A 22,945-nucleotide genomic window follows, 5' to 3' on the forward strand; every position below is an offset into this window, starting at 1 on the left:
TGCGGCACGGGATGGGACCGCGCCGCATGTCTCATAAGCTTTGGGCGGCAGCCTTTCGACCACCGCCCGGTCTCAGTAGATGCTCGAACTCAAGTTGCTCGAACTCAGAGCGTTCTGGTCACCATCTCGACGCGGAAGCACTCGATGACGTCGCCGACGCGCATGTCTTCGTAGTTCTGGAAGGCCATGCCGCATTCCTGGCCACCCGGAACCTCCGCAACTTCGTCCTTGAAGCGCTTCAGCGTCTTCAGCGTGCCTTCGTGGATGACGACGTTGTCGCGGATCAGGCGAACGCCCGCACCGCGCTCGACCTTGCCTTCGGTGACACGGCAGCCGGCGATCTTGCCGACCTTGGTGATGTCGAAGATCTCGAGGATTTCCGCATTGCCGATGAAGGTCTCGCGACGCTCCGGCGACAGCAGGCCGGACAGCGCCGCCTTCACGTCATCCACGAGGTTGTAGATGATCGAGTAGTAGCGGATCTCAATGCCTGCAGCCGCGGCCGCCGCACGCGCCTGCACATTGGCGCGAACGTTGAAGCCGATGATTGCGGCACCCGAGGTTTCCGCCAGCGACACATCGCTTTCGGTGATGCCGCCGGCGCCCGCATGAACGATACGCGCACGCACCTCGTCGGTGCCGAGCTTGTCCAGCGCCGCGCTGATCGCCTCGATCGAGCCCTGCACGTCGCCCTTGATGACCAGCGGGAATTCCTTCAGCCCGCTCGTCTGCAGTTGCGACATCATCTGTTCGAGCGAGCCGCGCTGGCCGGCATGCTTGGCCACCGCCTTCTCACGCGCCAGACGCTGGCGATATTCGGTGATCTCGCGGGCGCGGGCCTCGTTGTTGACGACGGCGAAGCGGTCGCCGGCCTGCGGGGTTCCCTGCAGACCGAGCACTTCCACCGGCATAGCCGGCGGCGCTTCCTTGATCTGCCCGCCGCGGTCGTTGACCAGCGCGCGCACCCGGCCCCATTCGTTGCCGGCAACGAGGATGTCGCCGGGCATCAGCGTGCCGGTCTGGACCAGCACGGTGGCGACGGGGCCGCGGCCTTTGTCGAGCTGGGCTTCGATGACGACGCCCTCGGCGGTGCGGTCCGGATTGGCTTTCAGGTCGAGGATTTCGGCCTGCAGCAGGATCGCTTCGAGCAGCTTGTCGAGATTGGTGCCCTTGGTCGCCGAGACTTCGACGTCCAGCACCTCGCCGCCCATCGATTCGACGAAGACTTCGTGGCGCAGCAGTTCCGAGCGTACCTTCTGCGGGTCGGCGTCATGCTTGTCGATCTTGTTGATCGCCACAATGATCGGAACGCCGGCCGCCTTGGCATGGCTGATCGATTCGATCGTCTGCGGCATCACGCTGTCGTCGGCCGCCACAACGAGGATTGCGATGTCGGTCGCCTGGGCGCCACGGGCGCGCATCGCTGTGAAGGCGGCGTGGCCGGGCGTGTCGATGAAGGTGATCTTGTGACCGTTCTTCTCGACCTGATAGGCGCCGATATGCTGGGTGATGCCGCCGGCTTCGCCGGATACGACATTGGCGTTGCGGATGGCGTCGAGCAGCGACGTCTTGCCGTGGTCGACATGGCCCATGATGGTCACCACCGGCGGACGCGGCTCGAGATCTTCGGGGCGATCGGCGATGTTGAAGAGGCCTTCCTCGATGTCGGACTCGGCGACGCGGCGAACCGTGTGGCCGAATTCGGTAGCGACCAGCTCGGCCGTGTCGGCGTCGATGACGTCACCCGGCTTCAGGATCTGGCCCTGTTTCATGAAGAACTTGACCACATCGACGGCGCGCTCCGACATGCGCTGCGCCAGCTCCTGGATCGTGATGGTTTCGGGCAGTATCACTTCGCGCATGACTTTCTCGCGCGGTTCATTATGCAGCGCGCGCTTGAATTTCTCCTGGCGCCGACGCATCGACGACAGCGAACGCGCACGCGCATCCTCATCGGAAAGTGCGGCATTCAGCGTCAGCTTGCCGCGGCGGCGATCTTCCTCGCCCTTGGTCGGCTTGGCCGGACGCGCCACTTCGGGCGTGACCGGACGTCGCACCGGGGCACCGGCGCCGGTGCGCTTCGGCTTGACGTCCTCGTCGTCGACTGTCGCCAGTTCGGCTGCCAGCGGCGCACGGCGGCGCGCCTCTTCCTCGGCACGCCGGCGGGACTCGGCCTCGGCCTGGAGTCGGGCTTCTTCCTCGGCCTGGCGGCGCGCGGATTCCTCGCGCTCGCGACGGCGGCGCTCTTCATCCTCGGCGCGGCGCTTTGCCTCTTCGATGGCGCGCTGGCGATCTTCGACATCGCGCACCTTCGAGCCCTCAAGGGCCCGGCGGCGCGCCTCCATCTCATTGCGCGACAATTCGTTCAGCACCATGCCGCCGCGTTCGACCGGCGGCGGAGGCGGCGGCGCCTTGGGCGCTTCCTGCACAACCGGCGCTGCCGCGACCTGCGGCTTCGGCGTAAAGACGGACACAGGAGCAGCGGCCGGCTCCGGCTTGTCGCCGGGCAGCGAGAACTTGCGCTTCTTGGTCTCGACCACGACCGCCTTGGTGCGGCCATGCGAGAAGCTCTGGCGCACGGTGCCCTGCTCCGTACCGGGGCGCTTCAGCGTCAAGGTCTTCTTCGGCGTAACACTCAGCGTCTTGTCGTCGCCCGATTTCGTATCGTTCATTCCACATCCTCTGCGGCATCATCTTCGTCAGCAACGGCCGCAAGCATTGCCAGATCGTCCGGGGAACCGCCCCGATACCGGTCGAGCGCAACCATGCGCTTCTGGACCGCCCTGCCCGCGTCTCCCGCGAGAACGGCAGCATGTATCACATTTGTACCCCCCAATGCCAAGCTCAACTCGGCCTCGGAGAAAAGTTTGTAGGCAGGGATGGCGGGGCCGCCGAGGTGGACGGTTGCCCGTCGCGCCTGGCTGATCTTGCGGACGCCGTCATCTGACGCCTCGGTCGCATGCAACACGAAAAGCGCCAGCCCACCACGCACCGCGCTCTCGACCTTGGTGGCGCCGAGCGCGATCGCGCCTGCCTTGCGGGCGAGACCGAGCATGCCCAGAGCGTATCTGGAAAGCAGCCCATCAACTATGCCGCCGAGATCGGTCGGCACGGTCACCTGCGCCTTGAAGGCGCGAGCGAACAGGTTTTTCGCTGCCGCCTTGTCGATATGTAGGCGGTCGGCAGTCACCCAGCAACCGCGGCCCGGCAGGTTTTTCTTGATATCCGGAACGACGGCCGAATCCGGGCCGACGACGAAACGGATCAGCTCATCCGGTTCGGCCTGTCTGCGCGTGACGATGCAAGTGCGATCGTTCATCTCGTCCAAGGGCGGGTTGTGTGCGATGCGGTTTCACCTCACGCACCAACGGCTTCGTCAGCCGGCACGTCTTCGGCTGCAAGCTCGTCTTCGGTGATCCAGCCGGCCTTGAGGCGGGCAGCCAGAACCATCTGCTCGGCATCGGCGCGCGACACGCCGTGGTTGGCGAGCACACCCGGGAATACCTTCGTCTCGCCGTCCTTGCGTTCCTTCCAGCCGGTCAGGTCATCGGCCGCATAGCCGGCGAAATCCTCGATCGTCTTCACGCCGTCCTCGCCGAGCGTCACCATCATGGCGGTGGTCACACCTGGAATCTCACGCAACTCGTCCTTGACGCCGAGCGCCTTGCGCTTCTCGTCATGCTCGGCTTCGATCTTCTCCAGATATTCGCGGGCGCGGGCCTGGATTTCCGACGCGGTGTCCTCGTCGAAGCCGTCGATCGAGGCGATCTCGTCGGCATCGACATAGGCGACTTCCTCGACGCTGGTGAAGCCTTCCGAGGCGAGCACCTGGCCGACCATCTCATCGACGTTGAGCGCATCCATGAACAGCGCCGAGCGTTCGACGAACTCCTTCTGGCGGCGCTCGCTCTCTTCCTGCTCGGTCAGGATGTCGATATCCCAGCCGGTGAGCTGCGAGGCGAGCCGGACGTTCTGGCCGCGGCGGCCGATGGCCAGCGACAGCTGGTCGTCCGGCACCACCACCTCGATGCGTTCGGCGTCCTCGTCGAGCACGACCTTGGCGACTTCCGCCGGCTGCAGCGCGTTGACGATGAAGGAAGCGGCCGAAGGCGACCACGGAATGATGTCGATCTTCTCGCCCTGCAATTCGCCGACCACCGCCTGAACGCGGCTGCCGCGCATGCCGACGCAGGCGCCGACCGGATCGATGGAACTGTCACGCGAGATGACGGCGATCTTGGCGCGCGAACCTGGATCGCGGGCGACCGACTTTATCTCGATGATACCGTCGTAGATTTCCGGCACTTCCATGGTGAACAGCTTCGCCATGAACTGCGGGTGGGTACGAGACAGGAAGATCTGCGGACCGCGCTGCTCGCGGCGCACGTCATAGACATAGGCGCGGACGCGATCGCCATATTTGTAGTTTTCGCGCGGGATCAGCTCGTCGCGACGAATGATCGCCTCACCGCGGCCGAGATCGACGATGACGTTGCCATATTCGACGCGTTTGACAGTGCCGTTGACGATCTCGCCGATACGGTCCTTGTACTCGTCGTACTGGCGGTCACGCTCGGCCTCGCGCACCTTCTGCACGATGACCTGCTTGGCCGACTGGGCGGCGATGCGGCCGAAATCCATCGGCGGCAGCTGTTCGGCAATGAAGTCGCCGAGCTGCGCGTCGGGATTGCGCTCGCGCGCCGAGGATATGGCGATCTGCGTCGCATAATCGTCGACCTTCTCGACCACCTCCATCAGCCGCTGCAGCTTCATCTCGCCGGTATTCGGATTGATGTCGGCACGGATGTTGGTTTCCTGGCCATAGCGTGAGCGCGCCGCCTTCTGGATCGCATCGGCCATGGCGGCGATGACGATCGACTTGTCGATCGACTTCTCCCGCGCGACCGCATCGGCGATCTGCAGCAGTTCAAGCCTGTTTGCGCTTACAACCATCTTTTTTCTCCCGAGCTTGTTGCCGAGCCTTTGCGCCCGGCAGCCCAATCACATTTCCTGTTCGGTTTCATCTTGCGCGCCCGCTTCTACGCCCTCTGGCGCGTCTTCGGGCTCGCCGCGGCGCTTCTTGGCTTCCTTGCGCGCCCTGTTGTCCTTCGACAGTGCGTCGCGGATAAGGTCGTCGGTCAGGATCAGCCGTGCTTCGGCAATCGCATCGTAGGGCACGCGAACCGTCGGCTGTTCGCCATAGGCGGCCTTGTGGCGCTCGATCAGCACGCCATCCGCGTCGCTCTCGGCGATCTTGCCCTTGAAGCGCTTGCGGTCGGCGACGAGGACCGAGGTTTCCATCTTCACCAGATGACCCGTCCAGGTCGCGAAATCCGACTTGCGGACCAGCGGCCGGTCGATTCCCGGCGACGACACTTCGAGATGATACGCCTTTTCGATCGGATCATCGACATCAAGCGCCGGCGACACCGCCCGGCTGACCTCTTCGCAATCCTCGACGGTCATGGTGCCGTCCTCGCGTTCGGCCATGATCTGCAGCGTCAGTCCGTTCTGGCCCGTCAGATGCACTCTGACAAGGCGGAAGCCGATGGCACGCAGCACCGGCTGCACGATCAGCGCGATGCGCGCATCGATGCCGCTTTCGCGGATGATGCGGTCGTCGCTGTCGGGTACCGTTGCCGTCATTCTATTCCTGTCGCTTCACGGCGGCCGGAAGCTAACAAAAAAGAGCGGGACCGGGTGGACCCACTCTTCGCCATACCGACCAAGAATTTGAGCTTGATATAGACGATCGCGGCCGTCGTTTCAAGTCCGCATGCAGTCCGTGTCGTAAGCAGATGTGTTGCCCGCATGCAGGGTAGGGCGAAACTGTCGGGGGCGGCAGCGTTGCACAGGGCGCATGGCGGCCATGCGGCAACGGCCCTGTGATATCAGGCAGTACGCGCCTATCTATGTTGCGCTGCACAAATTCAATCAGCCATCGCAGCAGGCGAAAGGGCATAATCATGACCAACCGCAAGGTTTTCTCGGCCATCGGCGATTTCTTCACCGTGTTCGGCAGCGCCGTCGCCGCTTCGCAGGCCGTCGAAGCCGGCCGCAAGCCGCGCGCGCACGATCTGCGCAATCTCGGCATGGATCCGGCCGCCTTCAACAAGATCGGCCGGATTTAAGTCCGGCGACGCAGGGGCGAGGACATGGTCCTCGTCGACGGCAAAGCGCGCCAGGCGCGCTTTGAATAGGACTATCTTCGGACGAAGGTGAGGTAGGCTGGCCGACGGCCTTCGCGAACGGCCTTGGCCTCGTAGCGTGTACCCGGCCAACCCTCATAGGGCCGATGCCAGTCGGCTGCCTCTTCAGCCTGCCACGCGAACGCATCATGTACCCGGCAATGCAGCAGCGTCCAGTTCACATAGCTGTCGATATCGGAAGCAAAGCGGAATGTTTCGCCTGACTTCAGGACGCGCGCGAAACGGTCGAGATTGACCGGACTGACGAAGCGTCGCTTCCAGTGTTTCTTCTTCGGCCAGGGATCGGGATAGAGAAGGTCGATGCCGTCGAGCGAGGCTCGCGGGAGCCAGTCGAGCAGGCGCGTGGCGTCGTCGTCATAGACCCGAAGATTGGCAAGCGGCCGTTCCCTGACCGCCATCATCATCTTGGCCATGCCGTTGACGAAAGGCTCGACGCCGACAAAGCCGGTCTCAGGAGCCGCTGTCGCCCGATGCAGCAGGTGCTCGCCGCCGCCGAACCCAATTTCGAGATGGATGGCGCGGACATCGGCTTCGAACAGGCTGCGCAAGTCGGCCGGCGCTGCGGCCGCCAGATCGAGCCGGTAGGTGGTGAAGCCGCTTTCCAGTGCCGCCGCCTGCTGCGGACGGATGGTCTTGCCGCGCCGGCGACCGAAAAATGCTTCGGTCGCACGGCTTGGCCGGTCTTTCGGATCCACGTTTTGCGGATCCAGGTCTTTCGGATCCATGTCTTCCGGATCCATGTCTTCCGGATCTATGGACGCCGCGGCTAGGCCGCGACTGCTTCGGCGGGCGCTTCGGTGAGTGCGTCCTTGAGCGCCTTGGCGAGGTCGGTCTTTTCCCAGGAGAAGGACCCGTCGCGCCCGGCCTTGCGGCCGAAATGGCCATAGGATGAGGTCTTGGCGTAAATCGGCCTGTTGAGATCGAGATGGCGGCGGATGCCGGACGGCGACAGGTCCATCACGGTGCGCAGCGCCTGCTCGAGCTTTGCCTCATCGACCTTGCCGGTGCCGTGCAGGTCGACATAGACCGACAGCGGCTGGGCGACGCCAATGGCATAGGAAAGCTGGATGGTGCAGCGATCGGCGAGCTTGGCCGCCACCACGTTCTTGGCAAGGTAGCGGGCCGCATAGGCTGCGGAACGGTCGACCTTGGTGGTGTCCTTGCCGGAAAAAGCACCGCCGCCATGGGGCGCAGCACCGCCGTAGGTGTCGACGATGATCTTGCGCCCGGTCAGGCCGGCGTCGCCGTCCGGCCCGCCGATGACGAACTTGCCTGTCGGGTTGATGTACCAGTTGCAGCTGTCGGCAATCTTCAGGTCGCCCAGCGCCTCGCGAATGTAGGGTTCGACGACGTTGCGGACCTTCTTCGAATCCCAGTTGGCGTCGAGGTGCTGGGTGGACAGCACGATCTGCGTCACTTCCGCCGCCTTGCCGTCGATATAGCGGACGGTGACCTGGCTCTTGGCGTCCGGCCCGAGCCGGCCGGCATCGCCGTCGCCCTCATGGCGCGCGGCGGCCAGCAATTCGAGGATCTTGTGGCTGTAGTAGATCGGCGCCGGCATCAGATCCGGCGTCTCGCGGCAGGCATAGCCGAACATGATGCCCTGGTCGCCGGCTCCTTCCTCGCCTTGCCGGTCGGAGGCATTGTCGACGCCCTGGCCGATATCTGGCGACTGGCCGTGCAGCAGAACCTCGATCTTTGCCGTCTTCCAATGGAAACCGGCCTGTTCATAGCCGATTTCGCGGATCGCCTTGCGGGCGGCCGACTTGAACTTCGCCGGATTGACGAGCGGATGACCGGCGGCATCCATCAGGATGTTGCCGGCCTTGTCCTTCTTGAGCAGGGTCTCGGGGACGCGCACCTCGCCGGCGATGACGACGCGATTCGTGGTCGCCAGCGTCTCGCAGGCGACGCGGACCTTCCAGGGGTCCATGCCGGTCTTTCTGGCCTCGCGATAGACCAGATCGACGATCTCGTCGGAGATACGGTCGCAGACCTTGTCGGGATGACCCTCGGCTACGGATTCCGAGGTGAATAGATAATTTTGCCGCGTCACGGGTGTCCCCTCTTGAAAAAATCTCGGCACGCTGCCGATTGGCGCGCCACGTGTTAGCTGTGCCGGGCGGCGCTCGTCAAGCGGCGCGGCCATTCTGGCATGAAAATCGCGCTATTATGTTGTACCAGTGTGACCTTGTAGTGTGCTTAAAGCGCGTCGTGGCTGAGCGGATCCATGCGACGCGCCTTAAGTTCTTGTTTTTATGCATGTCGTCATCGCAAAATCGTTGCGCACCCTCGGTTCAAGCCCGAGGGCATGCCTTTGCGACATGCATCAGCCCCAACGCGTATTCAGCTTCAACACGTTGATGAAAAAGACTTTGAGCATGGGTGTCGAGCAAAATCGATCCGCTCTCGGCATGCCTGCGGGATGCCAATTCCACGATGCGCGAGATCGCGAGAATTTTCCTGCCCCGCTATGACGGCCTCGCCATTTCGGACTTTAGCGGCCGCCAAATCAATCGGCCTAAGTCAATCGGCCAAAAATCAATCGACTTCGTCGGTGGAAAGCGCCTTCACAAGCTCGATAACCTTGCGGCGTACCTTCACGTCGGCGATCTTGACGAAGGCCCGGTTGAGTTGAAGACCTTCAGGACTGCCGCAGAATTCGACGGCAGAGGCCATTGATGCATCCTCGGCAAATCCGCGGTTGCCCACGGCCTCCTGGCCCGGCGCGTCCTCGAAAAAGAATGCGACAGGCACGCCCAGTATCGAGGCGATTGCCTGCAAACGGCTGGCGCCAACGCGATTGGTCCCCTTTTCGTACTTCTGTATCTGTTGAAACGTTATGCCGAGGTTCTCGCCGAGCTTTTCCTGACTCATTCCCAACATATTGCGACGAAGCCTGATGCGACTTCCGACATGGATGTCGATAGGATTCGGCTTCTTCTTGTTTTCTTCTGCCATTTTTTCCTCGCCGAATTTTTCCGGCTTTTTGTGTTTTTTCTGCCCAAACGAAGCCGGCGGCCAATGCCCCAACACAACGACGTACTGACTTCGAGAAATTTCAGGCCGTTACAGTATGAGTTTCTAATGTGTCGACTGTCAATTCGCCCGTAGCCGTTGCCTTACATTCATTGTGAAAGCAGCGAGAGCGAACAGCACCATGATCATCAGTCCGTTAATGCTTCTTTGGCGGGAAGAAATGATGGCTTGATCGGAAATCGGCACGTGGACATCGATGGCTCCGCGTGCGTCGATCGCCAGTGCGTCCAGAATGCGTCCGCGCGGATCGACGACAGCGGAGATTCCGTTATTGGCTGCTCGCAACAAGGGCACCCCGTTCTCCACCGCACGAATCTGCGCCTGCCTGAAATGCTGGTACGGACCCGGCGTGTCACCGAACCACGCGTCGTTCGTGACGTTCACAATAAGCTCGGCTGACGTAGCGTCAACTGCCACCAGATCGGGAAAGATGACTTCATAGCAAATGAACGGGAGCACGCGGATGCCGCCGGGCAGCGCGATCGGGTGCCGCTCATTGCCCGCCGCGTAGGTTGTCGGCCCGGCGACGAGTTGTTTGAGCCCGAAGCGGCCAAGCAGGTCGGCAAAAGGCAGATATTCGCCAAAGGGCACCAGATGAACCTTGTCGACGGCATCTGCGATTTGACCCTTGTCGTCGATTGCCACTACCGAATTGTAGTACCGCCTGTCGGCATTTTCCGCCGACCCGCCCTCCTCCCGGACGACGCCGGCGATGAGCGTCTGGCCGTCGTTAAGCATCTCTCCCAGCGCGGTCAGCGCATCGGGACGCTCGGCGAAAAAAAACGGCACGGAGGTTTCCGGCCACAGGATCAATTGCGGCTTGTCATGACCGGCCTCCGGCGCCTTGGCCGAAAGCCCCATCAGCGTGGCGAAGATACGGTCGGGCACCGAAGCGTCCCACTTTTCGCTGAGGTCGACGGCCGGCTGCACGATGCGGACGTCGATTGCGCGGGTTGCGGGCTCGACCTTGGCAGCAAGCCTGATATAGCCGAAGCCGAGATGGGCCGCGACGAGAACGGCAACCAGTGCAGCCCCCAGGCGGACATGCCGGCGCGCCGCAAGCAGGGCCGGCAATGCAAAGACGAAGACCGCCAGCGCGTTGATGCCGACCATGCCGGTCACCGACACGCTCTGCATAAGCAAGGGCACCGGCATCGCCGCGTAGCCGACGGCATTCCAGGGAAAGCCGGTGAACAGAAAGTCGCGAAGCCATTCCGCCAGGCCGAAGCCGAAGGCGAGGGCGGCGATGCGGCCGATGTCGTTGCTCCACAGCAGCCGGGCAACCGCTGTCGCGAAGCCATAGAAAAAGGCGAGCGCCAGCGGAATTCCGACCACTGCGAAGGGAAGCGCCCAGGCGAAACTGTCGGCCTCGACCAGAAGTGCTGAGCCGATCCACCACAGGCCAGCGAGAAAATAGCCGAAGCCGAACCACCAGCCGACGGCAAAGGCCGGCCGCAAATGCCGGAACCAGCCATCGGAGGCTTCGCCGGTTGCGCCGTCGAGGAGCCAGACCAGCAGCGGAAACGAAACGAAACAGACGGCGAAGAAATCGTAAGGCGCCTGGGCAAGAACCGCCAGCGCACCGGCAAGAAACGCCACAAGTGCGCGGCGCCAGCCCCACAGCAGAATTATCCGGCCGGCCAGGCGCTTCATCGATGCTTCCGAGTCGTGCGAATCACGGCAGAAGATTTATCAGGCCGCAGTCCGCGCTCCAAACGCCACCGGATAGATGAACGAACGACTCAAGCCTCAACTCTCTAAGGTCTGCTGGATAGGTGGGGCGACTGACGCCGGCAAGACAAGCGTCGCATGTGAATTGTCGCGCAGGCATCGCGTGCCGGTATATCACTAGGATTTGCGCGATAGAAATGCGTTCAGCCGCTCCAGGACGAGATCCGGGGCTTCGAGCTGCGGTAAGTGACCGGCGCCAGGCAGTGTTTCGAACGATGCCTGCGGGATCAGCGCATGAAGCGCTTCGCCTCGCTCCAGCGGGATCCATGGATCGTCCTTGCCCCAGATTATCTTTACCGGACACCTGATATCCCCGAACGCCGGCTCGACTTCGGCGGTATATTTTTCGTCGGCTTGCGCGAATTGCCGATAGAAGCTTCCTCGTCCCTCCTCGGCAAGCCACGGCTCGACCAGTTTTTCGAAATCTCCGGAATCGAGGTCATTTGCGATCGCCTCTTTGATATATGCCTCCACGACCGCTCTGTGGATATGCGGCGGCAGGCCCAGAAAGGCATCCACATGGCGACCGACATGATCGAAGAACTCCGATCCCCAAGGGCGCATGGCGACGACATTCATCAGGACATACCGCTCGAAGTCGCAGCCATGCAGCAAATGCGCCCGTAGCGTCGTCGCTCCGCCAAAGTCATGGGCAACGACCATAGGCTGCTCAAGGTCCCAATGCGCAAGCATCTCGGCGAATACTTCTCCTTGCACATCGAGTGAGGTGCGCTGCTCCGCGGCTTTGGCGGATCGCCCGTATCCGGGCATATCGTACCAATGGACACGATACCGCCTTGCAAGGTCTGGAATAATCCGATGCCATGAGAATGAAGACCACGGCCAGCCGTGAGCCAGCACGAGCGCAGGCCCCCTACCAAATCGACCCGCTGCCACAGCGCCCGCAGACGTTTCCACGGTCTCATCGAGTTTCCACGACATCAGATATTCTCCTAGAGCACCGGCCCCATCCATTACTGAAACTCAGACGAAGCGTGATCGGTGCCAGCCTTCGATCTGCAAATCGTCCAGCCGCTCAGCCTCCTCGCGTGGAACGGAGCGTCACCGACCGCATCTCGGAATGGACGAGCCTGCCGTCAGCGTCGCTGACCACCATGCTCTGCTCGAGCCGAAAGCATTTTCAAGCCAGATCAATGCGGCGCGCGGGCCAGTGCAGAATATGCCTGAGCCCAAGGTTGAGCGCTTGAACGGATTTCGACCGTCATCGGGCGAGCGGCGTCTTTCAAGCCTGCTCGGCGCGGACGGCGCGCCGCCGGCGCTCGCCCTTCTGGGTCTCCACGATGCGCACACGCTTGACGCGGCGTGGATCGGCGTCGAGCACATGGAATTCGAAGCCGGGGATGGCCTGCACCACTTCGCCGCGGGCCGGGACCCGGCCAAGCGTGTTGAAGATCATGCCGCCGATCGTGTCGACATATTCGCCATGCTCGCCGGCGGCGAAATCCTCGCCGATCATCTTGGCGACATCGTCGATCTCGGCCTTGCCGTCGACGACGAACACCCCCTCGCCGGTCTGGGTGATCATCGGCTCGTCCTCGTCGTGCTCGTCCTCGATGTCGCCGACCACCATCTCGACGATGTCCTCGAGCGAGACCAGACCATCGGTGCCGCCATATTCGTCGATGACCAGCGCCATCTGGGTGCGCATCGCCTGCATCCGCCCCATCAGATCGGAGGCGAGCATCGACGGCGGCACGAAAAGCACCGGGCGGATCAGGGTCAGGTCGCCGATGGTGCGCGTGAGATCGACCTTGGCGAGATCAAGAAGCGTGGCAGGGGCGGCCTTCCTGGTCGTCCTGCCCTTTCTGACGCGGGCGATCTTGGTGATGTGAGCGAGCACGTCGCGGATGTGGATCATGCCGCGCGGGTCGTCGAGCGTCTCCGAATAGACCGGCATGCGGGAATGGCCGGACTGCTCGAACAGTCCCAGAAGATCGCCCAGGTTCGTCGTGATCTCGACCGCCTCGATGTCGGCGCGCGGCACCATGACATCCTCGACGCGAACCTCGCGCAGGCGCAGGATGTTGTTGAGCATGGCCCGCTCGCCGGGCGAAAATGCGCCGGCATCACTCGCCGTTTCGGCAAGCGCGTCGGCGATCTCCTCGCGCAGGCTGGTGCCGTTGCGTTGCCTGAACAGGCCGAGCACGCGATCGAACAGGGAAGGACCGGCAGGCGATGACTCGCTGGCGAAGCTGCCGGTCGTGGTACTCGGACTAGAGTCCTCTTCCGTCTGTTCGGATGGCTTGGTCGCACTGCCGGCGTCTGGGCGGGCAGTCTCTGGTTTGTCGTTCATCGTCGTCCGGTCATTTGATCTTTTTAGTTACGCGTAGGGATCGGGAATGGCAAGCCTTGCAAGTGCTGCGCGTTCGACGGCTTCCATTTCTTCGGCCTCGGCGTCGGTCTCGTGATCGTAGCCCAGCAAATGCAGCAGGCCGTGGATGACGAGATGGGTGATATGGTTGTCGACAGGCTTGTCTTCCAGTGCGGCTTCCCGCGCAACCGTCTCGGCGGCCAGCACAATGTCGCCCAGCATGGGCGGCAGCGGACCGCCCTTGGCGAGCTGAAAAGCCGGGAAAGACAGGACGTTGGTCGGTTTGTCCTTGCCGCGCCAGCCCGCATTGAGACTGCGGATATGGGCATCGTCAGAAAAAACGATGCTGAGCTCGGAACGGCCGGCGGCGCCGGTTTCGGCAAACGCGGCGGCAACGGCGCCATCGACCAGCCGCGTCAGCGCGGCCTCATCGGGCCAGTCGCCCGCTTCGACTGCTATATCGATGTCGACGGGAACCGGAAGATCCCCGCCTACAGATTTTTTGTCATCAGCCATAAGGCCGCATCATCACATCAGAGCGGCGAGCTTCGGCTTCACGCCGTGCCGCCGCTGTGTTTTCTTGTTTGAGCATCGGATTGCCCCAAAACCGGTTCCCACTTTTGGGTCCGATGCTATTTTTTTTTGAGCATCGGATTCTCCCAAAACCGGTTCCCACTTTTGGGTCCGATGCTCTAGCCTTCGGCGCCCAGGCCCCGGGCCAGCTTGCCGTCGCGGTCGTAGGCCTTGACGATCTCGGCGACCAGCGGATGCCTGACGACGTCGCCTTCATTGAAGCGCACCGTCACCATGCCGGTGACGCCGTCGAGGATCCTGAGCGCCTCGACGAGGCCGGATTTGGTGTTTTGCGGCAGGTCGATCTGGGTCGGATCGCCGGTGACGATCATGCGGGAATTCTCGCCGAGACGGGTCAGGAACATCTTCATCTGCATCGGCGTGGTGTTCTGCGCCTCGTCGAGGATGACGGCGGCGTGCGCCAGCGTGCGGCCGCGCATGAAGGCCAGCGGCGCGATCTCGATCACCTCGGCGGCAATCGCCCGCTCGACCTTGTCGGCCGGCATCATCTCGTAAAGCGCGTCATAGAGCGGCCGAAGATAGGGATCGACCTTCTCCTTCATGTCGCCGGGCAGGAAGCCGAGCCGCTCGCCGGCCTCGACGGCCGGCCGCGACAGCACGATGCGCTCGACCATGCCGCGTTCGAGCAGCATCGCCGCATGCGCCACCGCCAGGAAGGTTTTTCCCGTGCCAGCCGGGCCGATGCCGAAGACGAGTTCGGACCGCTCCAGCGCGCGCATATAGGCGTCCTGGTTGAGCGAGCGGGCATAGATCGTCTTCTTGCGCGTGGATATCTGGGCGGCGGACACCTTGCCCTTGCGCTCCAGTGTCGGCAGCGTCAGTTGGTCGTCGGCGGCGATCGCCATGCGGACGGCGCCGTCGACGTCCGACTGGCCGATGTCAGCGCCTTTCTGGAGAATGCCGTAGAGATTATCCAGGGCGCGGCGCGCCTGCTCGGCGGCCGAGGCGGAGCCCTTGATGGTCAGCTGGTTGCCGCGCGAGCGGATATCGACGCCAAGCTTCTGCTCGAGCCTGGCAAGATTCTCGTCGAACTGGCCATAAAGGGCGCTGGCAAGCTTGTTATTGTCGAAAGTCAGAACGATGTGCGCCATATCCGAAGCCCCCGATGGTAGGTTCTGGGGCAGGTTCTTCACTTCCGCAGCGCTCAACCGTCTCTCCTCATCTGCCGAGACCTTCAGGCCAATTCGGCGAACAGGCTGTTGTAACCCGTCTTCGTGATTCGTACCTGGATAATCTCACCGATTTCGCCGGACTTTTCATCAACAATAACCGGCTGCAGCCACGGTGAGCGGCCGACCTTCTGGCCAGCCTGGCGGCCCGGCTTCTCGATCAGCGTGTGGATGGTGCTGCCGACCAGGCTGGCGCCGAAATCCTGCTGCTGGGTCAGCAGCAGCGCCTGCAGCCGCTGCAGGCGCTCGTCCTTGACCGCTTCCGGCACATGATCGGCCATTTCCGCGCCCGGCGTGCCGGGGCGGGGCGAATATTTGAACGAGAAGGCCGAGGCATAGTTCACCTGGCGGACAAGGTCCATCGTCGCCTCGAAATCCGCATCCGTCTCGCCGGGAAAGCCGACAATGAAGTCGCCCGAAAGCGCGATGTCGCTCCGTGCGGCGCGGATCCGGTCGAGCAGTGTCAGATAGTCTTTTGCCGTATGCCTGCGGTTCATCGCCTTGAGGATGCGGTCGGAGCCGGATTGCACAGGCAAATGCAGATAGGGCATCAGTGCCGGCAAGTCACGGTGAGCGCCGATCAATTCGTCGTCCATGTCGCGCGGATGGCTGGTGGTGTAGCGCAACCGCGCCAGCCCGGGAATCTCGGCCAGCCGGAAAAGCAGGCGGCCAAGGCCCCATTCCTCGGCGTTTTCGCCTTCGCCGTGCCAGGCATTGACGTTCTGGCCAAGCAGCGTCACCTCGCGCACGCCGGCTTGCGCCAGCCGCTCGGCCTCGGCGACGATTTGCGCCACCGGCCGCGACACTTCCGAGCCTCTGGTATAGGGCACGATGCAGAAGGTGCAGAACTTGTCGCAGCCTTCCTGCACGGTCAGGAACGCGGTGACGCCGCGCCTGATGATCTCGGCGCGCTTCGGCTGCGGCAGATGCTCGAACTTGTCCTCGATGGCGTAGTCGGTCTCGACGATCTTGTCGCCGCCGCGCACCCGTGCCAACACATGCGGAAGCCTATGATAGGTCTGCGGGCCGATGACCAGATCGACGGAAGGCGAGCGGCGGATGATCTCGGAGCCCTCGGCCTGCGCCACGCAGCCGGCGACGCCGACCAGCATCTCGCGGCCGGCCCGAGCCCGTTCGGCCTTCATCTCACGAATGCGGCCGAGTTCGGAATAGACCTTTTCGGCGGCTTTCTCGCGGATATGGCAGGTGTTGAGCAGCACCAGATCGGCCTCGCCGATCGCATCCGTCGCAGTATAGCCGTCGGCGGCCAGCGCGTCGGTCATGCGCTGCGAATCGTAGACGTTCATCTGGCAGCCATAGGTCTTGACGAAGACCTTCCGGCTCGCGGCAGGCGGCGCGACCGCAGTTTCGGTCGCAGTATCGATGTCGTCCCGTTCGATCGTGTTCAATTCCATCTGGCGGCTTCTAACGCCTTTCCCTGACAAAAAACAGACGATTCTGCTTTGCAGCGCCGCGCCTCCCTTGGACGCGCAAAGCGCTGGAGCTTTTCCGGCTTACCGGCTCGGGCGCGGATCGGCGAGCGCCGCCTGCACCATATCACGCACCTGACTTTCCATCAGCCTGGCCGTTTCTTTGCGGCTGGAGCCCTTGGAGAAGGCGACCGCCTCGCCGAAATACACTTCGACATCGAGCCCGCCCTCCGCCATCAGCACCTTGAGATGCGGCATCAAATCCTCGTCGCCGATCCAGGCGGCAATCGGCCGGTGCCTGCGGCCGAGCGGCACGCCATGCAGGCGCGTGTAGACGATCGCCACCGGCTGGATGAAGACCTTTTCGGCCGCCCCTTCCGAAATCGCGATCGAGGCGGCGCCGAACAGCGTGCTCTTGAACGGCAGGATCATGTTGCCGTCGCTGGTCGAACCTTCGGCAAACAGCACCATGGCGTCGCCCTTGGCCATGCGGCTGGCGATCTCGCTCGCCTGGTCGCCCGACGAACGTTTGCGCTCGCGTTCGATAAAAACGGTGCGCTGCAACTTCGACAACATGCCGATCAATGGCCAGCCGGCCATGTCGGCCCTGGCGATGAACGTCACGTCGACCATCGACCCCAGCACCATGATGTCGGTCCAGGAAACGTGGTTCGACGCAACCAATAGCGGGCGCTGATTGGACAAGGTCCCCTTGACATGGATGCGCATACCGAGCGCCCGGATGATGAGCCGGTGCCAGATCCTGAGGATGAGAGTCTCGCGCCAGAGCCCGGTCTTCATCGACAGGATCTGCAACGGCACGAGGATCAACGAGCCGACGACAACGAGGCTCAGCGCCAGGAAGATCCTGATTTTTCCGATCATCCGCTCTTGGCCCTGTCCCGAGTTCTGGCTAGAGCGACGCGTCCAACTGGACGCCCAAAGCACGCTCTAGCGCTTTGAATCTGCGCATCTCGACCTGCGCATCGTGCTTTCCGAAAATCGGTTCCGATTTGCGGGCCGCAGCGCTAGCGAAGATCGCGGCGCATGACAAGCGCTCCGGTCGGCCCGTGCTCGGGCGATCTGTAATAGTTGGCACGTTTGCCGACCTCGCGGAATCCCAGACGCCGGTAGAGCGCGATCGCGGCGACGTTGGTCTCGTCGACCTCCAGGAAAAGCGCCTCGGCGCGTTGCGCATGCAGTTCGCGCAGCACCGCATCCATCAATTGCCAGCCGAGCCCCTGGCGGCGATGGGAGCGCGCCACCGCGACAGTCAGGATCTCGCCTTCGCCGGCTGCCAGGCGCGCCAGCACGAAACCGACCGGCGGCTTGGCACCCTGGCCGGTCTCGCGCGCGGCATAGCCGAACACCGTGTCCTGTTCGAGCAGTGCGGCGAATTCATCATCACTCCACGGCCGGACGAAATCCTCGCGATGCAGCACCGACAGAGCCGCGCTGTCGGCAATCGTCAGCGGCTCGAGCGCAAAGTCCCTGCGGCGCGGCTTGAGGAAAGGAATGCGCATCAGTTTTTCTTCCCGGCTTTCTTCCTGGACAGGATAAACCCGGCCTGCGGCTTGGCGTCCGCCCCGCGCAAATAAAGCGGTTTCGGCTTTTCGCCTTCACCCTTGGCAGCGGCCAGCTGGGCATAGATGGCGATATCCGCAGTGGCACTTGTCGGGCCGACGTCGAAGGCGCGCCCGGCCGATGCGGCGATTTGCGTGGCCGCCGTGCCGGCCAGAACCGGAGACCTGTCAACCGCCATGGCGACGGCTTGCGAGATCGTCGTCACGGCCGGACCATAGCGCAGAACCGACACTTCGTCGTAAAGTGCTGCATGGATCTCCTCGCGGCCGGCGTCGAGCGCGGCCAGCACGGCGCGGCCGGGAAATGTCGCTTTCGCTTGCGCGGCCAGCGCTTCCAGCGTCGTCACCCCAATTGCCGGGATTTTCAGCGCCAACGCCAGGCCCCGCGCTGCCGAGACGCCGACGCGCAGTCCTGTGAAGGAGCCCGGGCCGGTGGAGACAGCGATTGCGCCGAGGCCGGCATAGTCGGCGCCGCCGATCGTCAAAGCCTCTTCGATCACAGCCATCAGATGTTCGGCATGGCTCTTGCCGAGATCGAGCACCGAGCGGCCGAGTTCCTTCCCGGCCGCCGCGTCGTAGACACAGGCGGCGCAGAGATTGGCGGCACAATCGATGGCAAGCAACTTCATGAGGCGGCCGGTTGGGAGCACCCGCTTGGGGCACAGGGGGTTCGAAAGACAATTTCCCTGTGCCTGCCATGGCTCATCCCTGCAAGGGGATAATGCATAAATCGTTTGGCGGCTTCGCTTCGACCTCGCCCAAAAGAGGCAACTTTCGGCGAACCCAATCCTCAATGAACCAGTGCCGCACTATGCGGCCTGGTCGATGCGCAGCATGTGATTGTCCCAGACATAGTCCGGCTCGGACCGTGTCGCGCCGCCGGCTTGGGCTATTTGCCCCGTGCCGGTCGTCGCCATGAAGCTCGCCCCGTCGGGCGCCACGCCGCAGACCTCGGCCAAAGCGTTGGTGGCGACGATCCGACCGCTGGCCGCATCGATCACCGCAAGCGAGTTGCCTTCCGGCGAGGACACGGCGACGGTGCCGGCAGCGGGGTTGGCGGCGACCGAGCCGATGTAGTTCCTGAAGCCGGACAGCACGTCCTGCGGCATGTCGAGCAGTTGCAGATCCTTGCCGCGCGCGGCGCGGCCGACCAGCAGCGGACGATCGCTGCCCGGCCCCCTGTACTGGCAGCCGAACCAGACCGTGCCGGATTTGTCGGTATCCATGTGCCGGATCGAAAGCTGGTGCAGCGCCGGCGGCAATTCGTGCTTTTCGACAAGGTCGCCGGTAAGGCGGTCGACCAGAACATAGGATGGCTTCATCGTCGCGATATTGAGCTCGGCGCGGCCATAATCCGGATGCGTCTCGATGCCGCCATTGGCGACGGCAATCGTCCTGCCGTCGCCGAGCAGCAGCAGCTCGTGCGGACCCATGCCATAGGTCGGGAACTCACCAACGCGCTTGAATTTCGCACGCGCGTCATAGACGCCGACCACGCCGGCGGCACTGTCGAAATCGTTCTCGGTGGCGTAGAGCAGCGCACCATCGGTCGAAAACACGCCGTGGCCGAAGAAATGCCGTCCACTGACGCTGGCGATGATCAGCGGCTCGTCGCGGCCGGTGTGGTCGAAGACCACCGCGAAGGTGCCGGGCTGCCTGGCAAACACCACGGAGCGCTTTGACACCGGATCGAAGGTGACATCGTGACCGCGGGCGGGCAGATCGATGGCATGCAGCACCTTACCGGCCTCGGACAGGATCGCCGCGCCATAGCTGCCGTCGCGCTTGACGAAAGCGCTGGCGAAGACGGCGTCCGTGCTAAGCGTCTTCGCCCATGCCGATGGCGCCATTGCGGCAACAAAGCCTGCCCCGGCAGCCCTCAGGAAGTCGCGGCGGTCGATCAAAGGCGTTTTCAACAGACGGTCCTCTCGGACCCGGTCTCATTCCTCGACACGGTGCAGCACCGACCGATCGTTATGACTATCGCAGACGTCCGAGATTGGCCGAAGCCTCCCAACTTCGTCATCCTTGGGCGGAGCAGGAGCGAAGCTCCGTCGCGGAGACCCAAGGATGACGAAGCGATGGGCGTTTCGGCCAACCTCCAAAGCCTGCGATCCGCATGATCTTGTCCAAAAAATCTGCAACTTTTTGGGATCATGCTCAGTCTCCGTCGAGCGACGAGAAACCGGCGGTCAGGCCGAATTCGGCGGTCAGCCTGGTGCCGATCAGGGTCGACAGGCTGGATGTCACCAGCGAGAAGTGGTCGAGCTTCTGGCGCAGCGTCGGGTCGGCGAGCGCCTTGTCGATCGGGCCTCTGATGGCGGTAGCGTCGGCGGCGCCGTTGACGAGCTGGATGTGGATCGATTCCGCCATCCAGCGCGCATCGGGCGACAGCGCGTCGCCAAGCTGCGAAGCCTGGAACAGAGCGTCCATGCCCGAAAGGTTTCCGGTCAGCGAACGCGTGGTGTTTTGTGAACGCCAGTAGATCGCCTGTTTCGGCTTGTCGGCCTCCGGGCTACTCCCCAGAAAACCTTTCAGGCGCACGTCACGGACCATCTCCAGTTCGTTGATGAAGACGCCGACCAGTTCGGTCACCGCTTCCGTGCCGTCGCGGTAGAGTGCGTTTTGCGGCCCCGGATTGGCCCAAAGTGCTGCAAAGCCGTCGGGCTTGTTCCAGGCGTCGCTGACCTCGGCGGCAATCGTTTCGATGTTGCCGGCGACGGCCGCGCCGTAAGCGCAGCGATAGGGATCGTCCTTGCCGGCGAGCCGCTCGGCGCCATCGCCGTAAAGCACGAATTCAAGCGCGCCGAGCCCCTGCATGGCGACGCTCTTTGTCGCCAGCTGGGCCGGATCGGCGGCGGTCCGGTCTTTACTGGCCAGCGCCGCCTGCACCTGCCTCAGGCCGATGCTCTTTCGGTCCGGCCAGAACAGCATGCGCTCCAGCCGGTTGTCCTGCGTGATCGGTCCGATGCGGATGATCTCGACGACGGACCAGGCGTCCACAATGCCGGAGAATTCGGCGCGCGCCGCATCGAGACGGTCCTGCGAAGGCGCGTCGCACAGCGTTCGCATTGCCTTGGTCAGGCTGTCCGCATCGTCATGCAGGCGCGCATAGGCGGGGCGGACAAAGCCGTCGATTGCGCGCTGGATCACGTCGGAAGCCTTCGCCGCTGCGGACGCCAGCAATGCGCCGGCGAGGACCAACGGGAGAGCCATGACAACCGCCAGACGCTTCGACATCATAACGACTCCAGGAATTTGACCAGTGCGGCGCGATCGGGCGCGTCGGCGGCGGCAAAACGGTCACGCGCCTTCTGCCCCTCGCCGCCATGCCACAGGATCGCCTCGGTCAGCGTGCGCGCCCGCCCGTCGTGCAGGAAGAAGCTGTTGCCGTTGACGGTCTGGGTAAGACCGATGCCCCACAACGGCGGCGTGCGCCATTCGCTCCCACTAGCATCGCCCACCGCTTGCCCGTCGGCGAGGCCCGGCCCCATGTCGTGCAGCAGAAAATCGGAATAGGGCCAGATCAGCTGGAAGGCCTGCGCCTTGTTGGGCGAGCCGCGGCGGGTGACAAATTTCGGCGTATGGCAGGAAATGCAGCCCATGTCGTAGAACAGCTTCTTGCCGGCCAGCACATCGGGCCTGTCGAGGTCGCGCCGCGCCGGCACGGCGAGGTTTTGCGAATAGAAGGTGACCAGGTCCATGACCGGCGGCGGCGCCTCGACCGGGCCGAGGCGCTCCTGGGCGCCGTTGGGCATGGCAAGGCAGTGCTTTTCGGCCGCGGTGCAATCGCCCCAGTGGTTTGGCACTTCCGGCGTCGAAATGCCGATGTCGCCGGCGAACGCGTCCGCCGCTTGCTGGCGGATCGAAGGGGTCTGCGCCTTCCAGCCGAAGCGGCCGAGCGTCAACTCGCCGGTCTGGCCGTCGCGCACGATGTTCGGCTTGCCGGAGATGCCGTCACGATCCCGATCGTCCGGATCGGCATCGGCGAGAATGTCCGCCGGCGCGATTTGCTCGACCAGGCCGAGGCCGATCATCGGCGGCGTCAAGCGCGGCGAAAGCGTGGTGTGCGGATCGAGCGGCCCGTTGGCGAGATCATCGACCGAATAGCTCGGCTTGCGCAGCCAAACCACGGCGCCGTCCGGCAGCGTGACTTTTTGCTCCTGATAGACGACACGCATCCTGCCTTCGCCCCGAAGGCCCGGAACGGCCAGTTCCTGCAATTGCGAGCCGTAGACCGGATCGGGGAAGTTGAGCACCTTGCGGGCGGCCAGCGCTGCTTTCTCCTCCTCGGTGCTCGCCTGCCGCGCCAGCCGCAGGAACATCGAGGTGGTACCGCTGTCGGCTTCCGGCGGATGACCGCGACCGTCCTTCAGATGGCAATTCTGGCACGCCCGCTCGTTGAACAGCGGACCAAGCCCGTCCGATGCCTGGGTCGACGAGGGCGACGACACCCAGTTCTTGCGAAAAAGGGCATTGCCGAGCTTGAACGTGCCTTCTTCCTCGAAAGTGATACTGGCGGAAGATTGCGAGAAAGCGTCCTTGTTGGCGCCTTTCCGCGACGTGCCGGCGCCGCCCTGCATCGGCTCGAACTGTTCGGGCTTAGAAAAATCCCTGGTCGGCCTGGTGATGGCAATGACGCGCGCCAGATCCTTCGGCGTCAGATCGGTACGGCTGGTGGCGAGGCCCGCCGGTTCGGGCGCACCGGCCAGCGCCGAGGCGGTCAGCGCGACCACTACGGCAATCGAAAGCCCGCGAACCCAGCCGTATCGCGGGTTGTGCTGGGACGGCAGGCCGTAATCCTCGGCCCGCCGCAAGCGGCGCAAGAAATCTAAGGGGCGCCGCATTCCCGCATGTC

General features: G+C 63.4%; 20 protein-coding genes. 1 reads left to right on the plus strand and 19 read right to left on the minus strand.

Going from position 1 to position 22,945, the window contains the following annotated elements:
- Nucleotides 1-104: 104 nt before the first annotated feature.
- The 4 genes from infB to rimP are packed head-to-tail and all read right to left on the minus strand — an operon-like array spanning nt 105 to nt 5,646.
- The gene (gene infB / locus NMG80_RS16860) at nt 105-2,672 is read right to left on the minus strand and encodes a translation initiation factor IF-2 (RefSeq protein WP_254019117.1); all 2,568 of its coding nucleotides are present in this window, start codon (nt 2,670-2,672) and stop codon (nt 105-107) included.
- Complete coding sequence (locus tag NMG80_RS16865; protein ID WP_254019118.1) at nt 2,669-3,319, minus strand: RNA-binding protein; 651 nt, start codon at nt 3,317-3,319, stop codon at nt 2,669-2,671. Before NMG80_RS16865 ends, infB begins: the two co-directional genes overlap by 4 nt.
- Nucleotides 3,320-3,357: 38 nt before the next feature.
- Nucleotides 3,358-4,953 carry a transcription termination factor NusA gene (gene nusA, locus NMG80_RS16870; protein WP_023802116.1) on the minus strand — a complete coding sequence of 532 codons (1,596 nt, stop codon included), beginning with the start codon at nt 4,951-4,953 and terminating at the stop codon, nt 3,358-3,360.
- 48 nt (nt 4,954-5,001) lie between these two features.
- Nucleotides 5,002-5,646 (minus strand): ribosome maturation factor RimP, encoded by a 645-nt coding sequence (gene rimP, locus NMG80_RS16875; protein WP_254019119.1) that lies wholly within the window; start codon nt 5,644-5,646, stop codon nt 5,002-5,004.
- A 320-nt stretch (nt 5,647-5,966) separates the two neighbouring features.
- Here rimP and NMG80_RS16880 point away from each other — a divergent pair, with 320 nt between their 5' ends.
- The gene (locus NMG80_RS16880) at nt 5,967-6,131 is read left to right on the plus strand and encodes a hypothetical protein (RefSeq protein WP_254019120.1); all 165 of its coding nucleotides are present in this window, start codon (nt 5,967-5,969) and stop codon (nt 6,129-6,131) included.
- A gap of 71 nt (nt 6,132-6,202) precedes the next feature.
- On the opposite strand, the gene trmB is transcribed toward NMG80_RS16880, so the two are convergent.
- The 15 genes from trmB to NMG80_RS16955 form a co-directional block, all read right to left on the minus strand.
- Nucleotides 6,203-6,934, minus strand: a complete 732-nt coding sequence (gene trmB, locus NMG80_RS16885; RefSeq protein ID WP_254019121.1) for a tRNA (guanine(46)-N(7))-methyltransferase TrmB — start codon at nt 6,932-6,934, stop codon at nt 6,203-6,205.
- A 41-nt stretch (nt 6,935-6,975) separates the two neighbouring features.
- Entirely contained in the window at nt 6,976-8,265 is a 1,290-nt protein-coding gene (metK, locus tag NMG80_RS16890) for a methionine adenosyltransferase (protein ID WP_367185963.1), read from the minus strand.
- Between the two features lie 485 nt (nt 8,266-8,750).
- Nucleotides 8,751-9,170, minus strand: coding sequence for a helix-turn-helix domain-containing protein (locus NMG80_RS16895; protein ID WP_254019122.1), 420 nt, complete (start codon nt 9,168-9,170; stop codon nt 8,751-8,753).
- Between the two features lie 138 nt (nt 9,171-9,308).
- Complete coding sequence (gene lnt / locus NMG80_RS16900) at nt 9,309-10,901, minus strand: apolipoprotein N-acyltransferase (RefSeq protein WP_254019123.1); 1,593 nt, start codon at nt 10,899-10,901, stop codon at nt 9,309-9,311.
- 195 nt (nt 10,902-11,096) lie between these two features.
- A complete protein-coding gene (locus tag NMG80_RS16905; RefSeq protein WP_367185964.1) occupies nt 11,097-11,954 on the minus strand; it encodes an alpha/beta fold hydrolase in 858 nt (285 codons plus the stop codon).
- Between the two features lie 268 nt (nt 11,955-12,222).
- Nucleotides 12,223-13,293: a hemolysin family protein gene (locus NMG80_RS16910; protein WP_254019125.1), complete on the minus strand. Its 1,071-nt coding sequence runs from the start codon at nt 13,291-13,293 to the stop codon at nt 12,223-12,225.
- A 27-nt stretch (nt 13,294-13,320) separates the two neighbouring features.
- On the minus strand, nt 13,321-13,827 hold the full coding sequence (ybeY, locus tag NMG80_RS16915; protein ID WP_254019126.1) for an rRNA maturation RNase YbeY: 507 nt from the start codon (nt 13,825-13,827) through the stop codon (nt 13,321-13,323).
- 176 nt (nt 13,828-14,003) lie between these two features.
- Entirely contained in the window at nt 14,004-14,996 is a 993-nt protein-coding gene (locus tag NMG80_RS16920; protein WP_436798370.1) for a PhoH family protein, read from the minus strand.
- Between the two features lie 83 nt (nt 14,997-15,079).
- Nucleotides 15,080-16,489, minus strand: a complete 1,410-nt coding sequence (miaB, locus tag NMG80_RS16925; RefSeq protein ID WP_301943365.1) for a tRNA (N6-isopentenyl adenosine(37)-C2)-methylthiotransferase MiaB — start codon at nt 16,487-16,489, stop codon at nt 15,080-15,082.
- A gap of 99 nt (nt 16,490-16,588) precedes the next feature.
- Nucleotides 16,589-17,389 carry a lyso-ornithine lipid O-acyltransferase gene (gene olsA / locus NMG80_RS16930; RefSeq protein WP_254019128.1) on the minus strand — a complete coding sequence of 267 codons (801 nt, stop codon included), beginning with the start codon at nt 17,387-17,389 and terminating at the stop codon, nt 16,589-16,591.
- Nucleotides 17,390-17,532: 143 nt separating this feature from the next.
- Nucleotides 17,533-18,027, minus strand: a complete 495-nt coding sequence (gene rimI, locus NMG80_RS16935; RefSeq protein WP_254019129.1) for a ribosomal protein S18-alanine N-acetyltransferase — start codon at nt 18,025-18,027, stop codon at nt 17,533-17,535.
- Complete coding sequence (gene tsaB / locus NMG80_RS16940) at nt 18,027-18,716, minus strand: tRNA (adenosine(37)-N6)-threonylcarbamoyltransferase complex dimerization subunit type 1 TsaB (RefSeq protein WP_254019130.1); 690 nt, start codon at nt 18,714-18,716, stop codon at nt 18,027-18,029. The genes rimI and tsaB overlap by 1 nt, the downstream gene beginning before the upstream one ends.
- A gap of 180 nt (nt 18,717-18,896) precedes the next feature.
- Nucleotides 18,897-20,003, minus strand: a complete 1,107-nt coding sequence (locus NMG80_RS16945) for a DUF1513 domain-containing protein (RefSeq protein ID WP_254019131.1) — start codon at nt 20,001-20,003, stop codon at nt 18,897-18,899.
- A 244-nt stretch (nt 20,004-20,247) separates the two neighbouring features.
- The gene (locus NMG80_RS16950; RefSeq protein WP_254019132.1) at nt 20,248-21,327 is read right to left on the minus strand and encodes an imelysin family protein; all 1,080 of its coding nucleotides are present in this window, start codon (nt 21,325-21,327) and stop codon (nt 20,248-20,250) included.
- Complete coding sequence (locus tag NMG80_RS16955; protein ID WP_254019133.1) at nt 21,327-22,934, minus strand: di-heme oxidoreductase family protein; 1,608 nt, start codon at nt 22,932-22,934, stop codon at nt 21,327-21,329. The genes NMG80_RS16950 and NMG80_RS16955 overlap by 1 nt, the downstream gene beginning before the upstream one ends.
- Between the last annotated feature and the right edge of the window lie 11 nt (nt 22,935-22,945).

It is taken from the genome of Mesorhizobium escarrei (assembly GCF_935825525.1).
Lineage (GTDB): Bacteria > Pseudomonadota > Alphaproteobacteria > Rhizobiales > Rhizobiaceae > Mesorhizobium > Mesorhizobium escarrei.